24 protein-coding genes are annotated in these 21,621 nt (G+C 70.4%); 15 read left to right on the top strand and 9 right to left on the bottom strand.

The genetic code is table 11. From position 1 onward, the window contains the following. Window positions 1-104 precede the first annotated feature (104 nt). Together ATM97_RS33940 and ATM97_RS33935 are read left to right on the top strand one after the other, a co-directional pair. Window positions 105-1,634, top strand: coding sequence for a TldD/PmbA family protein (locus ATM97_RS33940; protein WP_218722322.1), 1,530 nt, complete (start codon window positions 105-107; stop codon window positions 1,632-1,634). 11 nt (window positions 1,635-1,645) lie between these two features. After that, the gene (locus ATM97_RS33935; RefSeq protein WP_218722354.1) at window positions 1,646-3,025 is read left to right on the top strand and encodes a metallopeptidase TldD-related protein; all 1,380 of its coding nucleotides are present in this window, start codon (window positions 1,646-1,648) and stop codon (window positions 3,023-3,025) included. A 9-nt stretch (window positions 3,026-3,034) separates the two neighbouring features. On the opposite strand, the gene ATM97_RS33930 is transcribed toward ATM97_RS33935, so the two are convergent. Both ATM97_RS33930 and ATM97_RS33925 read right to left on the bottom strand, forming a co-directional pair. Further along, entirely contained in the window at window positions 3,035-4,324 is a 1,290-nt protein-coding gene (locus ATM97_RS33930) for an acetyl-CoA C-acyltransferase (RefSeq protein WP_218722321.1), read from the bottom strand. A 76-nt stretch (window positions 4,325-4,400) separates the two neighbouring features. Beyond that, window positions 4,401-4,781, bottom strand: coding sequence for a PPOX class F420-dependent oxidoreductase (locus tag ATM97_RS33925; protein ID WP_218722320.1), 381 nt, complete (start codon window positions 4,779-4,781; stop codon window positions 4,401-4,403). 163 nt (window positions 4,782-4,944) lie between these two features. Between ATM97_RS33925 and ATM97_RS33920 the strand changes: the two genes are divergently transcribed. From ATM97_RS33920 to ATM97_RS33890, 7 genes are all read left to right on the top strand, one after another. Continuing rightward, window positions 4,945-5,094 (top strand): glycosyltransferase, encoded by a 150-nt coding sequence (locus ATM97_RS33920; protein WP_218722319.1) that lies wholly within the window; start codon window positions 4,945-4,947, stop codon window positions 5,092-5,094. Window positions 5,095-5,176: 82 nt separating this feature from the next. Further along, window positions 5,177-5,932 carry a glyoxalase gene (locus tag ATM97_RS33915; RefSeq protein ID WP_218722318.1) on the top strand — a complete coding sequence of 252 codons (756 nt, stop codon included), beginning with the start codon at window positions 5,177-5,179 and terminating at the stop codon, window positions 5,930-5,932. Between the two features lie 9 nt (window positions 5,933-5,941). Continuing rightward, a complete protein-coding gene (locus ATM97_RS33910) occupies window positions 5,942-6,919 on the top strand; it encodes a hypothetical protein (RefSeq protein ID WP_218722317.1) in 978 nt (325 codons plus the stop codon). A gap of 126 nt (window positions 6,920-7,045) precedes the next feature. Beyond that, on the top strand, window positions 7,046-7,819 hold the full coding sequence (locus ATM97_RS33905; protein ID WP_218722316.1) for a 2-phosphosulfolactate phosphatase: 774 nt from the start codon (window positions 7,046-7,048) through the stop codon (window positions 7,817-7,819). Window positions 7,820-7,889: 70 nt separating this feature from the next. Continuing rightward, entirely contained in the window at window positions 7,890-8,492 is a 603-nt protein-coding gene (locus ATM97_RS33900) for a TetR/AcrR family transcriptional regulator (RefSeq protein WP_218722315.1), read from the top strand. A gap of 134 nt (window positions 8,493-8,626) precedes the next feature. Next, window positions 8,627-10,255 (top strand): MFS transporter, encoded by a 1,629-nt coding sequence (locus tag ATM97_RS33895; RefSeq protein ID WP_218722314.1) that lies wholly within the window; start codon window positions 8,627-8,629, stop codon window positions 10,253-10,255. Between the two features lie 89 nt (window positions 10,256-10,344). After that, the gene (locus ATM97_RS33890; protein ID WP_218722313.1) at window positions 10,345-10,608 is read left to right on the top strand and encodes a helix-turn-helix transcriptional regulator; all 264 of its coding nucleotides are present in this window, start codon (window positions 10,345-10,347) and stop codon (window positions 10,606-10,608) included. An 18-nt stretch (window positions 10,609-10,626) separates the two neighbouring features. Here the strand turns inward: ATM97_RS33890 and map are convergent, their stop codons facing one another. The 4 genes from map to ATM97_RS33870 form a co-directional block, all read right to left on the bottom strand. Continuing rightward, the gene (gene map, locus ATM97_RS33885) at window positions 10,627-11,394 is read right to left on the bottom strand and encodes a type I methionyl aminopeptidase (protein WP_218722312.1); all 768 of its coding nucleotides are present in this window, start codon (window positions 11,392-11,394) and stop codon (window positions 10,627-10,629) included. Window positions 11,395-11,463: 69 nt separating this feature from the next. Beyond that, window positions 11,464-12,273, bottom strand: coding sequence for a mycofactocin-coupled SDR family oxidoreductase (locus tag ATM97_RS33880; RefSeq protein WP_218722311.1), 810 nt, complete (start codon window positions 12,271-12,273; stop codon window positions 11,464-11,466). 68 nt (window positions 12,274-12,341) lie between these two features. Next, complete coding sequence (locus tag ATM97_RS33875) at window positions 12,342-12,833, bottom strand: nuclear transport factor 2 family protein (RefSeq protein ID WP_218722310.1); 492 nt, start codon at window positions 12,831-12,833, stop codon at window positions 12,342-12,344. A 20-nt stretch (window positions 12,834-12,853) separates the two neighbouring features. Beyond that, on the bottom strand, window positions 12,854-13,438 hold the full coding sequence (locus ATM97_RS33870) for a hypothetical protein (RefSeq protein WP_218722309.1): 585 nt from the start codon (window positions 13,436-13,438) through the stop codon (window positions 12,854-12,856). Window positions 13,439-13,627: 189 nt separating this feature from the next. Here ATM97_RS33870 and ATM97_RS33865 point away from each other — a divergent pair, with 189 nt between their 5' ends. From ATM97_RS33865 to ATM97_RS33850, 4 genes are all read left to right on the top strand, one after another. Beyond that, window positions 13,628-14,815 carry a Rieske 2Fe-2S domain-containing protein gene (locus ATM97_RS33865; protein ID WP_305082672.1) on the top strand — a complete coding sequence of 396 codons (1,188 nt, stop codon included), beginning with the start codon at window positions 13,628-13,630 and terminating at the stop codon, window positions 14,813-14,815. Window positions 14,816-14,849: 34 nt separating this feature from the next. Continuing rightward, a complete protein-coding gene (locus ATM97_RS33860; protein WP_218722307.1) occupies window positions 14,850-16,028 on the top strand; it encodes an acyl-CoA dehydrogenase family protein in 1,179 nt (392 codons plus the stop codon). Between the two features lie 27 nt (window positions 16,029-16,055). Continuing rightward, window positions 16,056-16,961 (top strand): biphenyl-2,3-diol 1,2-dioxygenase, encoded by a 906-nt coding sequence (gene bphC / locus ATM97_RS33855; RefSeq protein ID WP_218722306.1) that lies wholly within the window; start codon window positions 16,056-16,058, stop codon window positions 16,959-16,961. Between the two features lie 180 nt (window positions 16,962-17,141). After that, on the top strand, window positions 17,142-17,999 hold the full coding sequence (locus ATM97_RS33850; protein ID WP_218722305.1) for an IclR family transcriptional regulator: 858 nt from the start codon (window positions 17,142-17,144) through the stop codon (window positions 17,997-17,999). 42 nt (window positions 18,000-18,041) lie between these two features. On the opposite strand, the gene ATM97_RS33845 is transcribed toward ATM97_RS33850, so the two are convergent. Both ATM97_RS33845 and ATM97_RS33840 read right to left on the bottom strand, forming a co-directional pair. Then, entirely contained in the window at window positions 18,042-18,671 is a 630-nt protein-coding gene (locus tag ATM97_RS33845; protein ID WP_218722304.1) for a Dabb family protein, read from the bottom strand. Beyond that, on the bottom strand, window positions 18,664-19,011 hold the full coding sequence (locus tag ATM97_RS33840) for a hypothetical protein (protein ID WP_218722303.1): 348 nt from the start codon (window positions 19,009-19,011) through the stop codon (window positions 18,664-18,666). Before ATM97_RS33840 ends, ATM97_RS33845 begins: the two co-directional genes overlap by 8 nt. 150 nt (window positions 19,012-19,161) lie before the next feature. Here ATM97_RS33840 and ATM97_RS33835 point away from each other — a divergent pair, with 150 nt between their 5' ends. Next, entirely contained in the window at window positions 19,162-20,124 is a 963-nt protein-coding gene (locus ATM97_RS33835) for an alpha/beta hydrolase (protein WP_374104935.1), read from the top strand. A 124-nt stretch (window positions 20,125-20,248) separates the two neighbouring features. Here ATM97_RS33835 and ATM97_RS33830 read toward each other — a convergent pair whose 3' ends face one another. Continuing rightward, window positions 20,249-20,944, bottom strand: a complete 696-nt coding sequence (locus ATM97_RS33830) for a PadR family transcriptional regulator (RefSeq protein WP_218722302.1) — start codon at window positions 20,942-20,944, stop codon at window positions 20,249-20,251. A gap of 128 nt (window positions 20,945-21,072) precedes the next feature. On the opposite strand from ATM97_RS33830, the gene ATM97_RS33825 reads away from it, so the two are divergent. Then, window positions 21,073-21,579: a flavin reductase family protein gene (locus ATM97_RS33825; protein WP_218722301.1), complete on the top strand. Its 507-nt coding sequence runs from the start codon at window positions 21,073-21,075 to the stop codon at window positions 21,577-21,579. Window positions 21,580-21,621 lie beyond the last annotated feature (42 nt).

The following is a 21,621-nucleotide window of genomic DNA, read 5'->3' as shown; positions in this document are numbered from 1 at the left end:
CGGAACCGGGGTTTCGCGCACCTTGACACGAAAGGTGCCCTGGCAGTGGCGGCAATCCCGGGCACGGCTCCCGCCTGTCGGTGCCACCGGCTAGCGTAGGCCGGGTGACTACCGCGACTTCCGGAGAAGTGGACGAGGAGTTCCGCGCACTCGGCTTGCGCGCGCTGGCCGAGGCCGCGCTGTCGGCGGCCCGGGCGGCCGGTGCCGAGCATGCCGATCTGCGGGTGCAGCGACTGGTGACCCAGTCCATCCGCTTGCGCGACGGGCGGGTCGAGGCCGTCACCGACTCGACCGAACTCGGCCTGGCCGTACGCGTGATCGTCGACGGCACCTGGGGTTTCGCTTCCCACGCCGCGCTCACCCCCGACACCGCCGCCGAGGTGGCCCGGCGGGCGGTCACCGTCGCGACCACGCTGCGTTCGCTCAACCGGGAGCGGGTGGAACTCGCCGACGAGCCGCGCTACGCGGACGTGTCGTGGGTGTCGGCCTACGACCTCGACCCGTTCACGGTGCCGACAGCCGACAAAGTGGCACTGCTGCAGGACTATTCGGAGCGCCTCTCGGCCGCCGACGGCGTCGATCACGTGACCGCGTCGGTGCTGCAGGTCAAGGAGCAGGTCTTCTACGCCGACACAGCGGGCTCGTCGATCACCCAGCAGCGGGTGCGGCTGCATCCGCAGCTCGAGGCGATCACCGTCGACGCCGCCGCCGGGGTCTTCGAGACCATGCGCACCCTCGCCGCGCCCGCGGGCCGCGGCTGGGAATACGTCACCGGTGCCGACGGAACCTGGGACTGGGCGGGCGAACTCGCGCGAATCCCGGAGTGGCTCGCCGAGAAGGTGAAGGCGCCCAGCGTCGTCGCCGGTCCCACCGACCTCGTCATCGACCCGACCAACCTGTGGCTGACCATTCACGAGTCCATCGGCCACGCCACCGAGTACGACCGGGCCATCGGCTACGAATCCGCCTACGCGGGTACCTCGTTCGCCACCCCGGACAAGCTCGGCACGCTGCGCTACGGCACCCCGATCATGCACGTCACCGGAGACCGCACCCAGGTCAACGGCCTGGCCACGGTCGGCTACGACGACGACGGCGTGGCGGGCCAGCAGTGGGATCTGGTGCGTGGCGGCGTCCTGGTCGGCTACCAGCTCGACCGGGTGTTCGCCCCGCGCCTCGGCCTGGACCGGTCCAACGGCTGCTCCTACGCCGATTCGCCGCACCACGTGCCGATCCAGCGGATGGCGAACGTCTCGCTGCAGCCGGATCCGGAGCGCGACACGACGACCGCCGAGTTGATCTCGCGGGTCTCCGACGGCATCTACATCGTCGGCGACAAGTCGTGGTCGATCGACATGCAGCGCTACAACTTCCAGTTCACCGGGCAGCGGTTCTTCCGGATTCGCAACGGGGAGCTGGCCGGCCAGCTGCGCGATGTCGCCTACCAGGCGACGACCACCGATTTCTGGGGTGCGATGGAGGCGGTCGGCGGGCCGAGCACCTGGCAGCTCGGCGGCGCGTTCAACTGCGGCAAGGCCCAGCCCGGTCAGGTGGCGGCCGTGAGCCATGGCTGCCCGTCGGTGCTGGTGCGCGGGGTCAACATTCTCAATACCCGGACGGAGGGTGGCCAGTGAGTGCATCGGGTGTGTTCCCCGCGGGCGCGGTGGTCGAGCGCGCGCTGGCGGCGTCGAAGGCCGACGAGGCGATCGTGATCGTCACCGACGCGCACGAGGCGTCGCTGCGCTGGGCGGGCAACTCGATGACCACCAACGGGTCGTCGGTGTCACGCGACTGGGCGGTGATCTCGGTGTTCCGGGACGGCCCGAACGCCGCCCGCGTCGGCAGCATCAGCTCCACCAGTGTCGATCCGGCCGAGATCGAGGCCGTGGTGCGCGCCAGCGAGGAGGCCGCTCGCACGGCGACCCCGGCCCGCGACGCGATGCCGCTGCTCGAACCCACGGTCGACGACACCGCCACGTGGGACCACGCGCCCGGCGCCACCGAGATCGACGTGTTCGCCGGTCTCGCCCGCGACCTGTCAACCGGTTTCGACGGTACCGACCGCCTCTACGGTTTCGCCCATCACCAGCTGCACACCACCTGGCTGGGCACCTCCACCGGCATCCGCCGCCGGTTCAGCCAGCCCACCGGCTCGGTCGAGATCAACGGAAAGCACGGCGAGGGCGCCGATCTGGCCAGCGCCTGGGTAGGTGTCGGCACCGCCGACTTCACCGATGTCGACACGCCCGGCCTGCTGGCCGAGCTGTCGCGGCGACTGGACTGGTCGGCCACCCGCGTCGACCTGCCCGCGGGCCGCTACGAGACGCTGCTGCCGCCGTCGGCGGTGGCCGACTTGATGATCTACCTCGCCTGGACGATGGAGGGCCGCGGCGCGCACGAGGGCCACACCGCGTTCTCCCGCGCGGGCGGCACCCGGATCGGTGAGCGGCTCAGCGACATTCCGCTGACCCTCTACTCCGACCCGAACGCGAGCGGCCTGGAATACCGCCCCTTCGTGGCGACCCCGTCGTCGTCGGAGTCGCTGTCGGTGTTCGACAACGGCCTGTCCGCCCAGCGCGTCGACTGGATCGGCGCCGGCGTCATCGAATCACTGGTCTACCCCCGCGCCACCGCCGCCGAATTCTCGGCTCCCGCCACCGTTCCCGGTGAGAACCTGCTCCTCACCGGCGGCTCCGACGCGTCCCTGGACGACATGATCGCCCGCACCGAACGCGGCCTCCTGCTGACCTGCCTCTGGTACATCCGCGAGGTCGACCCGGCCACTCTCCTGCTCACCGGCCTCACCCGCGACGGCGTCTACCTCGTCGAAGACGGCCGGGTCACGGCCGCCGTCAACAACTTCCGCTTCAACGAGAGCCCCCTGGACCTGCTGCGGCGCATCACCGAAGCCGGCGCCACCGAGATCACCCTCCCCCGCGAATGGAAGGACTGGTTCACCCGCACCGCCATGCCGCCCCTGCGCATCCCCGACTTCCACATGTCCTCGGTGAGCCAGGCGACGTAGGTCGTCGGCTCACACGCGTTCGAGGACGGCGGACGCGCCGATGCCGCCGGCGGCGCAGATGCCGAGCAGGGCGGTCTGTTTGCCGGTGCGGGCCAGTTCGTTGGCCATGGTGGTGACCATGCGGGCGCCGGTGGCGCCGAAGGGGTGGCCCAGGGAAATGGAGCCGCCGTGGACGTTGAGTTTGTCGATGTCCACGGTGCCGACCGGCTCGTCGCGGTCGAGACGCGACTTGGCCCAGTCGGGGCTTTCCAGCATGCGCAGGACCGAGAGGGTCTGGGCGGCGAAGGCCTCGTGGATGTCGACGAGGTCGATGTCGGCCAGGGTCATGCCCGCCTTGTCGAGGGCGCGTGGCATGGAGATCGCGGGGCCGATGAGGACCTGGTCGGCGGGGTCGACACTGACGAAACTCCAGGAGCGCAGGGCCGCCAGCGGGGTGAAGCCGAGGGCGCGGGCCTTCTCCTCGCTCATGAGCAGCACCGCCGAGGCGCCGTCGGTGAGCGGGCTGGCATTGCCCGCGGTGACCGTGCCGCCCTTGGCGAACACCGGCTGCAGTGTCGCGAGTTTGTCGACGCTGGTGTTCGCGCGGACCAGGCCGTCGGTCTCGATCCGCGTGCCCGACGGGGTGGTCACCGGGACCACTTCGTCGTCGAAGCGGCCCGAGGCGATGGCGGCCGCGGCGCGGTGGTGCGAGCGGGCTGCGAACTCGTCCTGGTCGGCGCGGGAGATGCCGTTGATCCTGGCCATCTTCTCGGCGGACTCGCCCATCACCTCGCCGGTGGTGCGCTCGGAGATCTTGGGCTGACGCGGCAGGATGTCGGTGAACGGCGCGAGCTGACGGACCACGTCGAGGTAGTCCTTGGGCTTCGGCTTGCCCAGCGCCACCGGCGCGACGGCGTGCACGACCTTCTGCGGAAGCTTGATCTCGGCATTGCTGGTGGAGTCGCTGCCACCGGCGATCATGATGTCGTACTCGCCGCGTTCGATGGCCGCGGCCGCCGAGGTGATTGCCTGCAGACCCGACGCGCACGCCCTGGTCACCGTGTAGCCCTCGCACCCGAAGTCCAGTTCCAGGTCGAGTGCCACTTCACGGGCGATGTTGGGCGCGTGGCTCGGCAGCACCACCCCGCCCCACACGATCGACTGGATCTCCCCCGGCGCGATCCCGGTGCGCTCGATCAGTCCGCGCACAGCGGCGCCGGCCAGGGCGATGCTGTCGAGGCGGGTGAAATCGGTGAACGCGCGCACGAACGGCGTGCGCGCGCCCGCGACGACGACGGCGCGGGTGCGTTTGTCGGCCATGTGAGTCCCTTCGGAGGTTCCGCTGAGCCCACGTTATCCGATACCCCGGGTACTGGGTACTGCTTCGGTCGATCTGTCAGGCGGGCGTGATCTCGATGCCGATGGTGCCAGCCTTGCCCCGGCGCAGGTTGCTGGCGAGGATGACCAGCGGGCCGGTCAGCCAGTACTTGCGGCGCAGCCAGGAGCGCACCTGCTCGGTCTCGGCGGCGTCGAGGATGCGGGCGGTGCCGGTGACGACGTCGCCGTGCGCCTTGCCGCGCGCGTCGCACGGCTGCAGGGTCACGTCGGGATTGCGGCGGATCCGCTTCACTTTCCAGCTGTCGGTGACGGTCCACACGAACAGTTTGTCCTCGCGGGCGACGGCCCACACGGCGGTGCCCACCGGGGTGCCGTCCTTGCGGAACGTGGTGAGGAGAACGAAGTTCGCGGTCTGCAGCTCGCCGAGGCGGTTGGTCATGCCCGCAGCCTAGTGACATCCGCCGCGCACGGCAGCGGCCACCGCGTTCCCCGTCATCGTCAACCGGCCGACGAGGATCGCCGCAGGTGCGGCCAGAGGGTACGCAACCGCGGTTCGCGCGCCGAGATCCGGACGCGGGACGGGGTGTGACACGCGGGTTCTCGTGTCGACGATCACGCCGCGCGGTGCGGTGCAGCCGCTACTCGCCCTCGCGGTGCGGCTGCGCACGCAGGGGCACGAGGTGCTGGTGTGCGCCCTGGCGAATGTCCTCCGATCCGGTGTGCCGCGCGGATCACCGCCGAGCGGCCGCTGAGCGCGGCCGACGAGTTATGGGCGGTTTCGCGCGACTGTTCCTAACCTCGGATCCGACCGACCCGTTCTCCGGAAGGATCCCGATGTCCGATACCGCCGTGCCGATGCTGTGGAGTGGCGATCTGCCGAGCACCTTGGCGTTCTATCAGGCGCTCGGTTACACCGTCACCTACGAGCAGTCCAGGCCTTATGTCTATGGCGCGGTCGAAGGCCACGGGTGCGCACTGCATTTCGCGCCCGCGCCGCCCGGGGTCGAGCTGCCCACCGAACACGTGGGGGCGCTGGTGATGGTCGACGATGTCGCCGCCCGCCACGCCGACTTCACCACGGCGCTGCGGGCCCACTACGGCAAGATCCCCGCCAAGGGGATGCCCCGGATCACCCGGTTCCGGCCGGGACAGTCCCGGTTCTCCCTCGTCGATCCTGTCGGGAACACCCTGCTGGTGATCCAGCGCGACGAGCCGATGGACGTCGAGTACGGCGGCTCGCGGGCGCTGACCGGGCTGGCCAGGGTCCTCGACAATGCCCGCATCCTGCGCGATTTCAAGAACGACGACAAGGCGGCCGCCCGGGTCCTGGAAACTGGTCTGCGCCGGTTCGCCACGGCCGCGTCGGCTCCCGAGCGGGCCCGCACCTTCGCCGCGCTGGCCGAGATCGCGGTCGCGACCGAGGAACCCGAACGGCTCGCGCACTGGCGGGCGGAGCTGGACGCCGTCGAGTTGACCACCGAGGAGCACGCGGCCCTGTCCGCCGACACCGCCGCCTCCGCGGTGCTCGCCACCTGGCTGACCACCACCGCACCCGGCCGCGGCGGCGCGGCGCGGCCGGGCGACGGTTAGGCTACGGCCATGGATCGACGCTCCGGCACGCGCTATATCCGTTGTCTGGCAACCGCACTCGCCGCAGTGGCGGTCACCGGGATCGGGCCGGTGGGACAGGCGCAGGCCGGGGCCGGATGCGGTGCCACGTGGCAGGTCGAGATCTTGGCTGCCGACCTCGGCGGCCTGGAGAACCTGGAGTACGACGGCGCGGGCGGCTTCTACGTCACCGGGATCGTGCGTGGCGAGCTGCGCCACGTCGACGCCGACGGCCGAGTCAGCACGCTGCTCACCGGGCTGGACAATCCCGCCGGTCTGCGCCGCTCGGGTGCGGACCTCTACTTCCTCACCGGCGACGGCACCACCCCCGGCGGCGGTGGCACCCTGCGGCGACTGCACCTCCCGACCGGGGAGGTCACCGTGCTGTTGCCGGATCTGGTCCAACCCAACGGCCTGCTCCTGCTCCCCGACGGCGACCTGCTGCTGTCTCAGCTGTCGATCCCGTGGCCGCCGGTCGGCATCAGCCGATATCGCCCCGCCACCGGCGAATTCACCCTCGGCTGGTCCCCGGTGCCCCGCCCCAACGGCCTCGCCCTCACCGCCGACCACCGGGCCGTCCTCACCGAGGACGTCGCCACCTCCCAGATCCTGCGCGTGCCCCTCGACGCCCCCGATCGCCCGACCCCGATCGCCTCGATCCCCGACGGCCTGTTGCCCGGCCTCGACGACCTCGACACCACCGCGAGCGGACTGGCGTTCGTCGCCGGCGACTACTCCGGCAGCGTCTACCAGGTCGACACCGCCACCGGCCACTGGTGCACCCTCGCCACCGGCTGGACCACACCCCCGACCAGTCCCCTCCCCGCCCTGCCCCCGATCGGCCCCACCTCCGCCCGCCTCGCCCCCGACGGCTCCGCCTGGTCCCTCTACGTCACCAGCATCGACGGCACCCTCCGCCGCCTCCGTCCACCCCCCGACCTCGACCTGACCCCGGCCCTCATTCCCTGACTCGACCGCTGTCCCGCGGCCTCTCCCCGCACCGCCGCGAGATCCGGGAGCGAGCGGAAGGCTGGAGTCACGCGGGTTCGTGTGGTGGACTGGGCGATTCGTCGGTCGAGTCGAGGAGGGGCTGGGGTGTATTCGGCGCCGGAGTGGTCGCGGCAGCGCGGGTTCGGGATCAGCGTGGAGTGGGGTAGAACCGGAGCGGCGGCGATCGGACCGGGGGCGGCGGTGGTGGTGGTGATCGACGTGTTGTCGTTCACCACCTCGGTGTCGGTGGCGACCGGGGCGGGGACGGCGGTGTTCCCGTATCGGTGGCGGGACGCGTCGGCACAGGAGTTCGCGGATCGGCACGGTGCGGCGCTGGCCGTCGGGCGACGTGCGGCGGATCGGGAGCGGCCGTGGTCCCTGTCGCCCGCGGCGATCCGGCGGGCACCGTTCACCGAACGGCTGGTGCTGCCTTCACCGAACGGGTCGGCCATCGCGGCCACCGTCGAGGGCGGCGCGGTCGTCGCGGCCTGCCTGCGCAACTCTCGGGCCGTGGCCGACTGGCTGATCGCCCAGGGATGGGGTACGACCGAGCAGCCGATCGCGATCGTCGCGGCGGGTGAGCAGTGGCCCGGCAGCGAGGCGCTGCGTCCCGCGCTGGAGGACTGGCTCGGTGCGGGTGCGCTGGTCGCCGCACTCCTCGACCGGGGCGCCACCGCTCCGTCGCCCGAGGCGCGGTCGGCGGCAACCACTTTCGCGGGCACACCGGACGTGCCCGCGTCGATCGCGTCCAGCGCCTCGGGCTATGAGCTCGCGTCGATCGGGTTCGCCGCCGATGTCGCGATCGCGATCGATCTCGACGCCGATTCCACCGTGCCGGTCCTCGTCGACGGCGCGTTCACCGATCACTCCCCCACCTGAGCACGCGCCACCGGGTTCGGCCCGGTGTGCGCCGACGGGCCGCCGCGCACCGGGCCGATACGCTCGCGGAGTGACTCGGGGACAACAAGGCGGCCGGGCGGCCCAGGCGGAAGCGCGACGGGCGGCCATCATCGACGCCGCGACCACCCTCATCGCCGAGCGCGGCTATCAGGGCACCTCCCTGGCCGCGGTGGCCGATCGCGTCGGTCTCACCCCCGCGGGCGTCCTGCACTACTTCCCCAGCAAGGACGCCCTGCTGAGCGGCGTCCTCGAAGCGCGCGACCGCTGGGATTTCGCGGCGTTCGTCGGCCGGCTGACCGACGCGCGACTGACCCACCTCGAGCAGATCGTGGAATACAACGCCGAACGTCCGGACCTGGTCCAGGCTTTCACAGTCCTGGCAGGCGAGTCCGTCACCGAGGACCATCCGGCGCGCGAGTTCTTCACCGAGCGCTATGCCAAGGCTCGCGCCGACTTCGCCGCGCTGCTGCGCGCCGAATTCGGCGACCACCTCCCCGGCGGCCTCACCCCGGAACGGGCGGCGCCGCTGCTGCTCGCGGTGATGGACGGATTGCAGGTCCAATGGCTGCTGGCCAGGGACGATATCGACCTGGCGGCCGCCTGTCGGGACTTCGTCTCGCTGCTTTCACCCACTCAGCGGGAGCAAACATAACGTTTGCATAACTTCACCAACCTAGCGTTCGGTAGGGTCACATACTCCGAGTCGGAAGTCGTGCGATCTACGTCACACTCGATCGGCGGCGCTCCACTCCCTCTCGAAGTAATTCCCGAACAACGGAGCGTGGCATGTCCACCATTCCTGAAGATCCGAAGCCGTCGAGTCCTGTCGCGACCGACCCGGACAACGACACCGGCCGTCTGGACGGCGCGTCCCGTGCCCGCATCTTCACCGTCCTCGCGGTGATCGTGCTGTTCACCGAGATCGCGCCGATGCAGTACACGATCGTGTCGGCGGCGCTACAGAAGATCGCCCCGACCTTTCCCGGCGTCGGCGCGAACATCAACTGGGCCATCATCGTTTTCGGCCTGATCGGCGCCGCCGCCTCACCGCTCATCGGCAAGATGAGCGACGTGTGGGGCAAGAAGCGGATGTTCCTCATCTGCGGCCTGCTGTTCATGATCGGCTGCGTGCTCGACGCGACGACCTCGAACTGGGGCATCTTCCTGCTCGGCCGATGCCTGCAGGCCACCGCGATCGCGACGGCGGTCATCGCCTACGGCCTGATCCGGGACCTGATGCCGCGCAAGTACGTTCCGCTCGGCCTCGGCGTGACCGCGACCGGCCTCGGCGTCTCCGCCATCGCCGGACCGCTGCTCGGCGGTTTCCTGGTCGACAACTACAGCTGGCGCGCGATCTTCTGGTGCCTGGCCGGGTTCACCCTGGTCATGCTGCCGCTGGTGTACTTCATCGTCCCGGAATCCAAGCTGCGCGTGCGGGAACGGATCGACTACGTGGGCGCGCTGCTGCTCGCCGGTGGTGCCGCGCTGATCCTGATCTACCTCGACAAGGGCCACGACTGGGGCTGGGCGCGGCCGACCACGCTGGCCTGGGTGATCACCGGCGTCGTGTTGCTGCTGCTGTTCGTCCTGGTGGAAACCCGGGTGGCGCAACCGATCATGGACATGCAACTGCTGTTCCACCCGCGCGTCGCGCTGGTGCTGGCCGGCGCGCTGTTCGCCTCGCTGCAGATCGGCGTCGTCTCCTACGCCATCGCCTACATGTCCCAGACGCCCGACGAGGCGACCGTCGCGGCGGGCGCGCAGCAGGGCATTCTCGCCAAGGTGCAGGCCATGACCGGTCAGCCGCTGCCCGCCGAGGCGGTCCAGGTGACGCTGGACCCGGGCTACACCTACGGCAGCGGTTACACCCTGCTCGAGTTCGCGCTGCGCATCGCCCTGCTGGGCGCCGTGGTCACCATGGTCTGCGGTGCGCTCGCCGGCGTCATCGCGCGGCGCGTGGGCGCTCGGCTGCCGCTGGTCGTCGCGCTGGTGATCTTCGTCTGCTCGGCCGTGGCCTTCGCCGTCCTGCCGCACACCAGCACGGTGTTCCTGCTTGTGAACGCGGTGTTCAGCATCGGGTTCGGCTTCTACTACGCGGCCATGCCGATTCTCATGGTGGAGGCGGTGCCGCAGGAGCAGCAGGGCATCAGCCTGGGCATGCTCGGCGTCATGCAGTCGATGGGCGTCGCCGTCGGCCTGGCCATCGTCACCGCGTTCCTGCACGCCAACGGAATGACCGCGCTGGTGAGCGTGGGCGGACAGGCGCAGCCGCCCGCGCCGATTCCGGACGTGTTCGGCGATCGCGGATACGAGCTGGGCTTCTGGGTCTGCGGCGCCGCGGCGGCCGTCGCCCTGGTCCTGGCCGTGGTCATGCGGCACGGGCGCACGCCGGCCACCGGCGGCACCGCACACTGAGCCCCGTGACGGACGGGCCGGTGATCCCAAGTGATCACCGGCCCGTCCGCGGCTTGCGGTATAGAAATACCCCGCCTACCCTCGGAGCCATGGTGCGTCTTCCCCTCAGCCCGGCCCAAGTCGAAGCAGGCCGTCGCCTCGGCCGCCGCCTGCGGTCGGCGCGGGGCGAGCGCGATCTCGCCGAGGTGGCGCGCGCCGCGGGCATCTCGCCCGAGACCCTGCGCAAGATCGAATCCGGCCGGCTGCCCTCGCCCGCCTTCGGCACCGTCGTGGGCCTGGCCGAGGCGCTGACGCTCCCGCTGACCGAGCTCGCCGAGGTCTACCGCACCGAGCAGGTCGCCGAATCCGCCTGACCGGCGCGGATTTTCCGCTCAATCACGCAGCGTCAGGACGCTCGGCCCATCGGCCGTGACGGCGATCGTGTGCTCGCTGTGCGCGCACCGGGACCCGTCGGCGGAACGGATCGTCCACCCGTCGGCGTCGGTGACGACCGTCGCGGTGCTCGCCGCGAACCAGGGTTCGATGGCGATCGTGAGCCCGGGACGCAGCCGGAACCCGCGCCCCGCCCGTCCCGTGTTGGACACGTGCGGATCCTCGTGCATGGTCCGGCCGATGCCGTGCCCACCGAATTCGGTGTTGACCGGGTAGCCGTACGCGCGCGCGACCGTCGAGACGGCCGCGGAGATGTCACCGAGGTGGTTGCCCGGCCGCGCGGCGGCGATCCCGGCGGCGAGAGCCTCCTCGGTGGCCCGCACCAGCCGCTGATCGGCCGGGGCCGGCGTGCCGACGATGGTGGTCACGGCCGAGTCGGCGGCCCAGCCGTCGATGGTGACGGCCAGGTCGGCGGTGAGCACGTCACCGTCGCGCAGCACGTAATCGTGCGGAAGTCCGTGCAGCACCGCGTCGTTGACCGCCAGGCACACGGTGTTGCGGAACGGTCCGCGACCGAACGAGGGGGCGTAGTCCCAGTAGCACGACACCGCGCCACGCTCGCGAATCCGTTCCCGCACATACTCTTCGAGCTCGAGCAGGTTCACCCCGACGGCGGCCTTCGCGTGCACGCCGGCCAGCACGTCGGCGACGAACGCGCCGGTCACCCGCATCCGCTCGATCTCCGCGGGCGTCTTCAACTCCACCATCACGCCTCCATTGGTATTTTCATACCAACCCTAGCGGTGGCGGTATAAAAATACCAATCCAGCGGAGGTTCAGCGGTTGAGGTTGCCCATGTCCACCGGGATCTGCGCGCCGGTGACCTGCGAAGCCTCGTCCGAGCACAGCCACGCGACGGCGGCCGCGATGTCGGAGGCCTCGGTGATATAGGTCGGCAGGGCGTTCATGAAGATGGGCGCGAGCGTGGCCGCGTGCTGCTCGAACAGCGGACCCATCTCCGCCATCTGCATGCCGGTCGCGACACCCGCCGGATGCACGGTGTTGACCCGGATCCGGTGCTGGCCCAGCTCGTTGGCCATCGTCTTGGCCAGCCCGGTGATGGCATGTTTGGTGGCCACGTAGTGAGCCGTGAACGGAATGCCCTTGAGACCGGCGACCGAGCTGGTGAACACCATCGCGCCACCCTCGCCCTGCTCGATCAGGTAGGGAATCGCGGCCTTGGCGGTGTGGAAGACGCCGGTCAGGTTGACGTCGACCGTCTCCTGCCACTGCTCGGCGGTGATCTCCCAGGACATCGCCGCCGAACAGATGCCGGCATTGGCCACGACGACGTCGAGCCGGCCGAACTGCTCGATCCCGCCCGCCAGCGCCGCCGACAGACCCGCGAAATCCCGCACGTCGGCCTTGCTCGCGGCGATCTTGCCGCCCGCCGCTTCGACCAGCCGCACGGTCTCGGCCAGGTCGTCCTCGGTGGCACCCGGGTAGCTGGTGCTGGCGAAATCCGCGCACGCGTCGATGGCGATGATGTCGGCGCCCTCCTCGGCGAAGCGAATCGCCTCGGCCCGGCCCTGACCGCGGGCCGCACCGGTGATGAAGACGACCTTGCCCTCGTATCGTCGCGTCATGTCCTACCTCCGAACGTCGTTGTGCACTATGAACACCTCACCATCGTGAGCCCCCGCGCGGTGCGGAATCAGAGGTTTTCCACCTGAACGTCCTCGCTCAGCGGACGCGTGAGCGACCAGAGCTGGGTGAACGTGCAGCGCGCGATCTTCCACTGCCCGGCCTCGACGCGGTACTCGTCGGCGTATTCGCCGGTGGCCACCGTCTCGGTGCGCGCGAGCAGGTTCAGCTGGCGGAAGCGCAGCGTCCAGCGGCCGCTCGCGGTGGTGTCGTCGTGCACGGTGATGTCGGGGTGCACGCCGTGGTGCATGTCGAGGACGACCGGCTTGCCGTCCACCCGGCGCAGCGCGATCGAGGTGAAGACGGCGGCCATGCCGTCGGCGTCGTGGGCGCCCAGGCTGCCGTAGTCGAGTTCGGCGCCCGCGGCGAGAAAGCAGTCGCGGAAGCCGGCCGGGTCCTTGGCGTCGCAGGCACGGAAGTAACGGTGCTTGAGGGCGGTGATCGCTGCGATCGCCTCCAGCCGGGTGAGCCGGGCGGCGAGGTCGGGGGCGGTGTCGGTCATGGTGCTCCTGGTCGGCATGGTCAGTCGCGGGCGAAGGTCGCCCACGCGCGGACGACGACCTCTCCCGCGGCATCGGTCCCGGACAGGGTGACGTCGACGCGCGCTTCGCCGTCCTGCACGTAACTCTGCGTGATGTGGCCCGCGCAGGTCATGACTTCGCCCGAGGGCAACGCGCGCAGCACCCTGGTGCGGAACCGGCGGATGTGCTCCGCGCCGAGCCAATCGGTGGCGTAGGTGGCCAGCAGCGCGGTGGCCTGCGGCGACACCGGTTCGCCCAGTGCGGGTTCGGCCGCCGCCCAGGACTCGGCGACGAGTCCGCCGGTGCGGTCGAAGTAGCGGGTCAGCGACTCGGCGGCGCTCACCGCCGGGGCGCCGGGCGCCCCGGCGCGGATCGCGGTCAGCTGGTCGCCCGCGCGCGGCGGCGGGCCGAAGAATCGATGATCGGTCTCCGCCCGGCCGCCCGCGGTGCCGAAGCCGTCGGCGGGCAGGAAGGTCGGCGGGACCACGGGCCGCTCGGCGAGCCGGTAGGCCGGATTGTGGGAGCGCGCCGCCTCGGCGAACATCCGGATGTCGGCGGTCTCCAGAACCATCGCGACGGTACCCATGGTCATTCCTCTCGTCCGGCGGATGCCGTCACCGTAGGGCGGCCCGCACGCTTGTGACCGGTTCCTCTCCCGCTGATCGGGACGCCGGGCGCACACCGCGAAAACATGTCCGCTGACCGGGAACCCACCGGCGCGGACCCCCCTCGGCGGCGCGACCATCGGCGCAGCTCATCCCACTCCGTCCGATACATGGAGGTTTCGATGCCGGAGAACCCGCCGAACGGCCGATCACTGGACGCCACCGCCGACTACCGACAGATCGAGGCCGCTGCCGCACCGACCCGCTTCGCGCGCGGCTGGCACTGCCTCGGCCTGCTCTCGTCGTTCCGCGACGGCAAGCCGCACGAGGTGAAGGCGTTCGGCACCACCCTGGTGGTGTTCCAGTCCGAATCCGACGGCGCGCTGCACGTGCTCGACGGTTTCTGCCGCCACATGGGTGGCAACCTGGCGCACGGCACCGTCAAGGGCGACTCGATCGCCTGCCCGTTCCACGACTGGCGCTGGGGCGGCAACGGCAAGTGCACCGCGATCCCCTACGCGCGCCGCGTGCCCCCGCTGGCCAAGACCCGCTCCTGGCCGACCCTCGAGCGCAACGGCCAGCTCTTCGTCTGGAACGACCCGCAGGGCAGCAAGCCCACCGACGAGGTGACCATTCCCGAGATCGAGGGCTACGGCACGCCGGAATGGACCGATTTCACCTGGAATTCGATCCTGATCGAGGGCTCGCACTGCCGTGAGATCGTCGACAACGTCGTCGACATGGCGCACTTCTTCTACGTGCACTACTCGTTCCCGCGCTACTTCAAGAACGTCTTCGACGGCCACGTCGCCACCCAGTACATGCGCTCGACCCCGCGCCACGACATCACCGTCGGCACCAACTACGACGATCCGAACTCGACCCTGCGCTCGGACGCCTCGTACTTCGGCCCGTCCTACATGATCGACTGGCTCTGGAGCGAGGCACAGGGCATGACGATCGAGACCGTCCTGATCAACTGCCACTATCCCGTCGACGAGAACTCCTTCGTGCTGCAGTACGGCGCGATGGTCAAGAAGCCCGAGGGCATGTCCGACGCCGACGCCACCGCGATGGCCGAGCAGTTCGCCGCGGGCGTGGCCGTCGGCTTCGAGCAGGACGTGGCGATCTGGAAGAACAAGGCCCCGATCGACAACCCGCTGCTCTCGGAGGAGGACGGGCCGGTCTACCAGCTGCGCCGCTGGTACAAGCAGTTCTACGTCGACGTCGAGGACGTCACCGACGATATGACCAAGCGCTTCGAGTTCGAGATCGATACCGACCGCGCGGTGACGAGCTGGGAAGCCGAGGTGGCCGACAACATCGCCCGCGGCGCCATCGTCGACACCATGTCCTGACTTCTCCCACCCCGAACAGAAAGCACCACCTGCGATGACCAAGGTTCTCGACAACATCGCCGCGATCGCCGACCAGCTGCGCGATCAGGCCCCGGAGGCCGAGCGGCTCGGGCAGCTGCCCGATGCCACGGCCCAGCTGCTCAAGACGGCGGGCCCGATCCGCCTGCTGCAGCCGAAGAAGTACAGCGGCTACGAGGCGCATCCGCGCGAGTTCGCCGAGACGGTGATGGCCACGGCCGCGCTCGATCCGGCCAGCGGCTGGATCGCCGGCATCGTCGGCGTGCACCCGTGGCAGCTGGCCTTCGCCGATCCGAAGGTGCAGGACGAGGTGTGGGCCGACGACCACGACACCTGGATGGCCTCGCCCTACGCGCCGACCGGTATCGCCCGACCCGTCGACGGCGGCTATATCTTCAACGGCCGCTGGCAGTTCAGCTCCGGCACCGATCACTGCGACTGGATCTTCCTGGGCGCCATGCTCGGCAACCCGGACGGCTCGATGGCCCTGCCGCCGACGATGCTGCACATGATCCTGCCGCGCCAGGACTACCAGATCGTCGAGGACTCCTGGAATGTGGTGGGCCTCAAGGGCACCGGGTCCAAGGACATCATCGTCAAGGACGCGTTCGTGCCCGACTACCGGGTGATGAACGGCGACCATGTCATCGACGGCACCGCGCAGAAGGAGTACGGGGTCACCGAGACGCTGTACAAGATGCCGTGGTCGACGATGTTCCCGCTGGGCATCAGCTCCGCGGTGGTCGGTATCGCCGAGGGCGCGCTGGCCGCGCACCTGGACTACCAGCGCGACCGGGTCGGCGCGCAGGGCACCGCGGTCAAGGACGATCCGTACGTACTGTTCGCCATCGGCGAGGCCGCCGCCGACATCAACGCCGCGCGCCAGGAACTGCTGGCCAACGCCGACCAGATCTTCGACGCCGTCGACGCGGGCAAGGAGATCAGCTTCGCCGAGCGGGCCGCGGTCCGGCGCACCCAGGTCCGCGCGGCCTGGCGCGCGGTCTCGGCCGTGGACCAGATCTTCGCGCGCTCCGGCGGCAACGCGATGCGGACCGACAAGCCGCTGCAGCGCTACTGGCGCGACGCGCACGTGGGCCTCGCCCACGCCATCCACGTGCCGAGCACCGTCTACCACGCCTCGGCCGTCAGCTCCCTCGGTCTCGAGCCCGCGGACCACCTGCGCTCGATGATCTGACCCGAAACACTACGAAGGACAACGTAAATGACAGACATCAAAGGCCTCGGCTACGTCAAGATCCAGACCGCCGACATGGACCGGTGGCGCACCTTCGCGTTCGACGTGCTCGGCTTCGCGCAGGGCAGCGGACCCGACGAGAACGCGTTGTACCTGCGGATGGACGAACGCGCCGCGCGCATCACGGTCGTGCCGGGCGACAGCGACGCGGTGGTGACCATCGGCTGGGAGGTGCGCGACCACGCGGCCCTGGTCCGGGTGCAGGAAGCGGTCACCGCGGCGGGCATCGCCGTCAAGCCGCTCTCGGTCGAGGAGGCCGACGCGCGCCGGGTCGAGGAGGTCATCACCTTCCAGGACCCGACCGGCGCGACGCTCGAGGTCTTCCACGGCGCGGTGCTCGACCACAGCCCGGTGGTGACGCCGTTCGGCGCGAAGTTCGTCACCGGCGCGCAGGGCCTGGGCCATGTCGTCCTGCCGACCATGGATCCCAACGGGGCGTTCGGCTTCTACACCGACGTGCTCGGCTTCCTGCCGCGCGGCGCGTTCCGGATCCCGGCGCCGCCGGAGTTCGGGCCGATGCGGGTGCGCTTCCTCGGCGTCAACGAGCGCCACCACAGCCTCGCGCTGTGCCCCGCGCCGCACGGTGGCGCCCCCGGCCTGGTGCACATCATGGTGGAGGTCGACACCCTCGACGCGGTCGGCCAGGCGTTGGACCGCGTCACCAAGGACGGCTTCTCGGTGTCCTCGACGCTGGGCAGGCACACCAACGACAAGATGGTGTCCTTCTACGTGCGCGCGCCCGGCGGCTGGGACGTGGAGTTCGGCACCGAGGGGATGCGGGTCGACGAGACCTATTACACCGCCGAGGAAATCACCGCCGACAGCTACTGGGGCCACGACTGGTCCGGCAGCGAGCCGCTCGCGGCCATGTAGTCGCGCGCAGCCCTTCGACGGCCCCCGTACCGAGCTCTCCGCTCGATACGGGGGCCGTCGTCGTTGCACACAGTTCGAGGATTCATGTGACAACGGACACAGAGGATGGTATCAATAGGTATATGCCTAATCGAAATATGCGACTGGGCATCAGCTCGTAGATCCGAAATGGAGCGCTCCATGGTCATCCAGGCCGAGGCCACCACCCCCAGTGCGATCCTCGATCGCGCGTCCCTGCTGCTCGACGCCTTCGACGGCCCGGGCAGGCTCACGCTCGCCCAGATCGTCCGGCGGACCGGGCTACCCCGGTCCTCGGCGCATCGCATGCTGGAACGGCTGGTGCAGCTGCGCTGGCTCCGCCGCGAAGGGCGCGATTACGAGCTCGGGATCCGGCTGATGGAGCTCGGCTCGCTGGCCGTGCACCAGGACCGGCTGCATCGCGCGGCGATGCCGTTCCTGCACGAGCTGCACCGGGTCACCGGGTTCGTCGTGCACCTGGCCGTGCTGGACGGTCCCGACGTCGTGTACCTGGACAAGGTGGGCGGCGATCTGGCCGCCGCGGTGCCGACGCGGGTCGGCGGCAGGCGGCCCGCGCACTGTACGGCGGTCGGCAAGGCGATCCTGGCCTACTCCGACGAGCACCGGCTGGCCGAGGTCGTCACCGGTCAGGCCACGGCGCGCACCAAGTACTCGCTGACCACCCGCGCCCAGCTCGATCTCGAACTGCACAAGGTGCGCGCGCACGGGGTCGCGGTCGAGCGCGAGGAATCACTGGCCGGCTTCGGCTGCATCGCCGCCCCGATCGGCGATCTCGGTGAGTCCGCGGTGGCCGCGGTGTCGGTGTGCGGGCCGATCGACCGGATGGTGTTCGACCATCGGCTCAGCGCGCCGGTGCGCACGACGGCGCTCAACATCTGGCGCCACGTCGACGACGGCCGGGTGCGGGTCCGTCCCACCCTGCAGCAGCATCCGCGCCCGCTGGGCGTCGGCCCCGCGGCCCGGGTCGCCACCGACCACCGCGCGCCCCGCTACGCGTGATCGCGCGGTACGCCGCCCGGCGGGAGCGGGCGGCGGCCGGGGTCAGGCGGGGTCGTTCTCGCAGAAGCTGTGGCAGACGCGGTCGCGCACGATCACGTCGGGGCACTCCGGATCGAACCACCGGTCGACGTGCGCCCAGTGCACCGGGTGCATCAGATACGGGCCGTCGAGTCCGTCCAGATCGGTGAACTCCTGCTCCCAGACATGGGTCCACGGCACGGACCCGATGCCGCGACGCACCCGGCTCAACCGCCAGGACAGCATCGTCGGGATATAGCGCGGCATCCGCAGCAGGTCCGCCTCGAAGCGCTCCACCGTCGCGTCCGGGGTCTGCGGCGCGACCCGCAACAGCAGCACCCGGTACACCGAGCCGGGCGCGCGAGGCTCGGCGAAACCGCCGATGCCGCCGTCGTACTCGGCGCCGTCGACATGTGTGATGCCGGGATCGGCCAGCACCGCGTCGACCGCACCCGCGCAGGCCCGCCACTCCGCCGCCCCGTCGAAGCGCAGGTGCGCCAGCACGTCACCGCCGTTGCGAACCCCCGGCAGCGTGGGCTGGACCAGCACCCGGCGGGCCATCCCGGACACCGCCGCACCCAGCTCGGTCCTGAGCCGATCCGCCGCCGGACCGCCCGCCGCCGCACAATGCACCAGCCGAACGACCTCAAACATCGGCGAGCCGCTCGACATCGGACACCTCGGCGCCGGTGCAGCGCGTGCGCTGCGCGACCAGGTCGTCCACGCCGGACCACCACCGCCGCACCGCCGGATCGGAGCGCCCCTGCCAGGTCATCGCCCACCACCCCTCGGCGCCGTCGAGCACCCAGGTCGCGGTGACGGTGTTGGACTCGTCGGGAAACCAGATCGGTGGACTCACCACGATCCGCTCCAGCGTCATCCCTCGCTCGCGGGCCCCCGGCACGTACTCACGCAGATAGGCGTCGACGAAGTCCCTGGCCCGCCCGGGTTTCGTCACAACGGTGTCGGTCACGTAGACCTTCGTGGTGTTCATGGGCCGACGGTAGGCACCTCGCGTGGCACGTCGACCAGGGGTTTCCGCCCAGCGGGAGAACGGGGTCCGCACCGCCGCGGCCCGGCTCTACGGTGGGCCGACGACCGGTTCGACCGTCGGACCGCGTCGCGAGAATCTCCAGGAGGGTCAGTGACTGTCCGCGTCTATCCCACCACCGGACCGGGTGCGGTGCCGGACCCCGAAGTGGCCGCGATGCTCGCCACGCTCGACGCCGGTTTCCCCGACATCGCCACGATGCAGGCCGCCGAGGTGCGCGCCGCCATCCTCGGCAGGCGCGCGCCGCTGAAGTACCTGCCCGACATGCGCGAGGCGCGCGATATCGTCATCGCGGGCCCCGGCGGCGACCTGACTCTGCGCGTCTATCGACCACACCGCGACGAATCACCGCTGCCGGTGATCGTATTCGCTCACGGCGGCGGCTTCGTCTTCTGCGATCTCGACAGTCACGACGAGTTCTGCCGATCGATGGCCGAGGGCGTCGGCGCGATCGTGGTCGCGGTCGACTACCGGCTCGCGCCCGAGCACCGGGGACCCGCCGCGCACGAGGACGTCCTCGCCGCGCTGCGCTGGGTGGCCGAGCACGCGGGCGCGTTCGGCGGCGACCCGGCGCGGATCGCGCTGGCCGGCGACAGCGCGGGCGGCAATCTCGCCGCGACCGTGGCCATTGCGGTCCGCGACGGCGCCGGCCCCGCGGTCGCGGCGCAGATCCTGTTGTACCCGGTGATCGACGACGACTTCGAGACCGAGTCCTATCGGCGCTTCGGCACCGGCCACTACAACACGACGAGCGCGATGCGCTGGTACTGGCGGCAGTACGCCCCGCACGGCACCGACGACGTCCGCCTGGTGCCGACCAGGGCCGCCTCGCTGGCCGGCCTGCCGCCCGCGATCGTGATCACCGCCGAACTCGACCCGCCCTGCTCGGCGGGCGACGCCTACGCGCGCCGGCTCGCCGACGACGGCGTCGCGGTGCGGCACCGCCGCTACGACGGCCTGTTCCACGGCTTTCTCACCATCCCGTCGCTGGCCGCGACCACCGCCGCCCGCGCCGAGATCTGGGCGATGGTGCGCGAGGCACTGGGCACGCGCTGAGCGGCTACGCCCCACGCGGCCGCGGCACGATCATCGGCGACCCGGTCAGCGGGTCGTCGATGATCACGCGGTCCCAGCGGCTGACCGCGAAGTAATCGGTCGTGGGGCCGCGAGCGCCCCACACCTACTCCGCCGGGTCGTGCTGCAGGCCCTCTTCCTCGCGGACCCGCTGCTCGATCTCGCGCCAGCGGCCCGGGGTCGGGTGGGGGTAGTCGGCGCGATCGTCGTGTTCGGCACCGGCCAGGATCGTGGCCGCGTTGTCGATGTCGTCGATCAGTTGCTGGGCCAGTTCCCGCTCGGCCGCGTAGTGGCGCTGCGCCCACTGCAGCACGATCTGCGAATAGGCCCAGCCCGGTTCGGATTTGGCGGCCTCGGCGTCGATCGCGGCCCGCTGCTCGAGCTGGTCGACGTCGTCGATGTGGTCGCGCAGGATCTGCTTGAGCCGATCCGGCGAGCCGAGGTGACCGAACATGACCCGCACCAGCACATGGTGTTTGAGCACCGACGGATCGACCGGCGCCTTGTTCCACCACAGCGTCACCGCTGCCCGGCCCGCGTCGGTGATCCGATAGAGCCGCTTGCCGCGCATGGCGTTGTCGTGGTCGAGCCGGGAGCTCGCGAAACCGTGCTGCTCGAGCTTCTTCAGCTCGGCGTAGATCTGGCTGTAGGACGGCGTCCAGTAGAAGTAGCGCAGGCTCCAGTCGGCCCACTTCTTCAGGTCGTAGCCGGAGACCTCTTCCTCGTAGGAGAGCATGGCGAGAACCGCCCAGCTGGTCGGCGGCAGGTTGGGCACGCCGGGATCGGGGTCGGGAGTCGCCATCGGTGCATGTTAGCAACCGCGGGTACCACCTTTTGCCCGCCGACAACCGCTGACCGGGAGAACGTCTTGAGCCGGTCCCCGCTCACCCCGGATCGTGGGGGCAACGAATTCCGTTCGGGAGGACCCCTATGAATGCAGACAACGTCGTCGTCGACGCAGGTATCCCTGCCCCCGCCGACCTGCGCAGAGTGCTCGGTCATTTCGCGACCGGCGTCGCGGTGATCGCCGCTCACGACGGGACGCGGCCGCTCGGCTTCACCTGCCAGTCGGTGGTGTCGGTGTCGCTGGACCCGCCGTACGTGTCGTTCTGCCCGGCCAAGAGTTCCACCAGCTGGCCGCTGCTGCGCGCCGCGGGCGCCCTGTGCATCAACATCCTGGCCGAGGAGCAGAGCGAGCTGTGCCGCCGGTTCGCGGTCAGCGGCGCCGACAAGTTCGCCGGCGTCGACTGGGACCGGGCGGGCAACGGCGCGCCCGCGCTGGCCGGGGCGCTGGCCCACATCGAGGTCAGCGTCGAGCTCGAGCACGACGCGGGCGATCACACGGTGGTGCTGGCCCGGATCGTCGATCTGCGGGCCACCGAAGGTGGTAAGCCGCTGCTGTACTACCGCGGCGGGTTCGGCGGGTTCGCGGCCTGACCGACGACGGCGGGGTGGTCCGATCCGGACCACCCCGCCGTC

The organism is Nocardia sp. MH4, assembly GCF_019266065.1.
Classification (GTDB): domain Bacteria; phylum Actinomycetota; class Actinomycetes; order Mycobacteriales; family Mycobacteriaceae; genus Nocardia; species Nocardia canadensis.
Note: the sequence above shows the minus strand (reverse complement) of the source record. Positions and strands in the feature narration are given on the sequence as shown.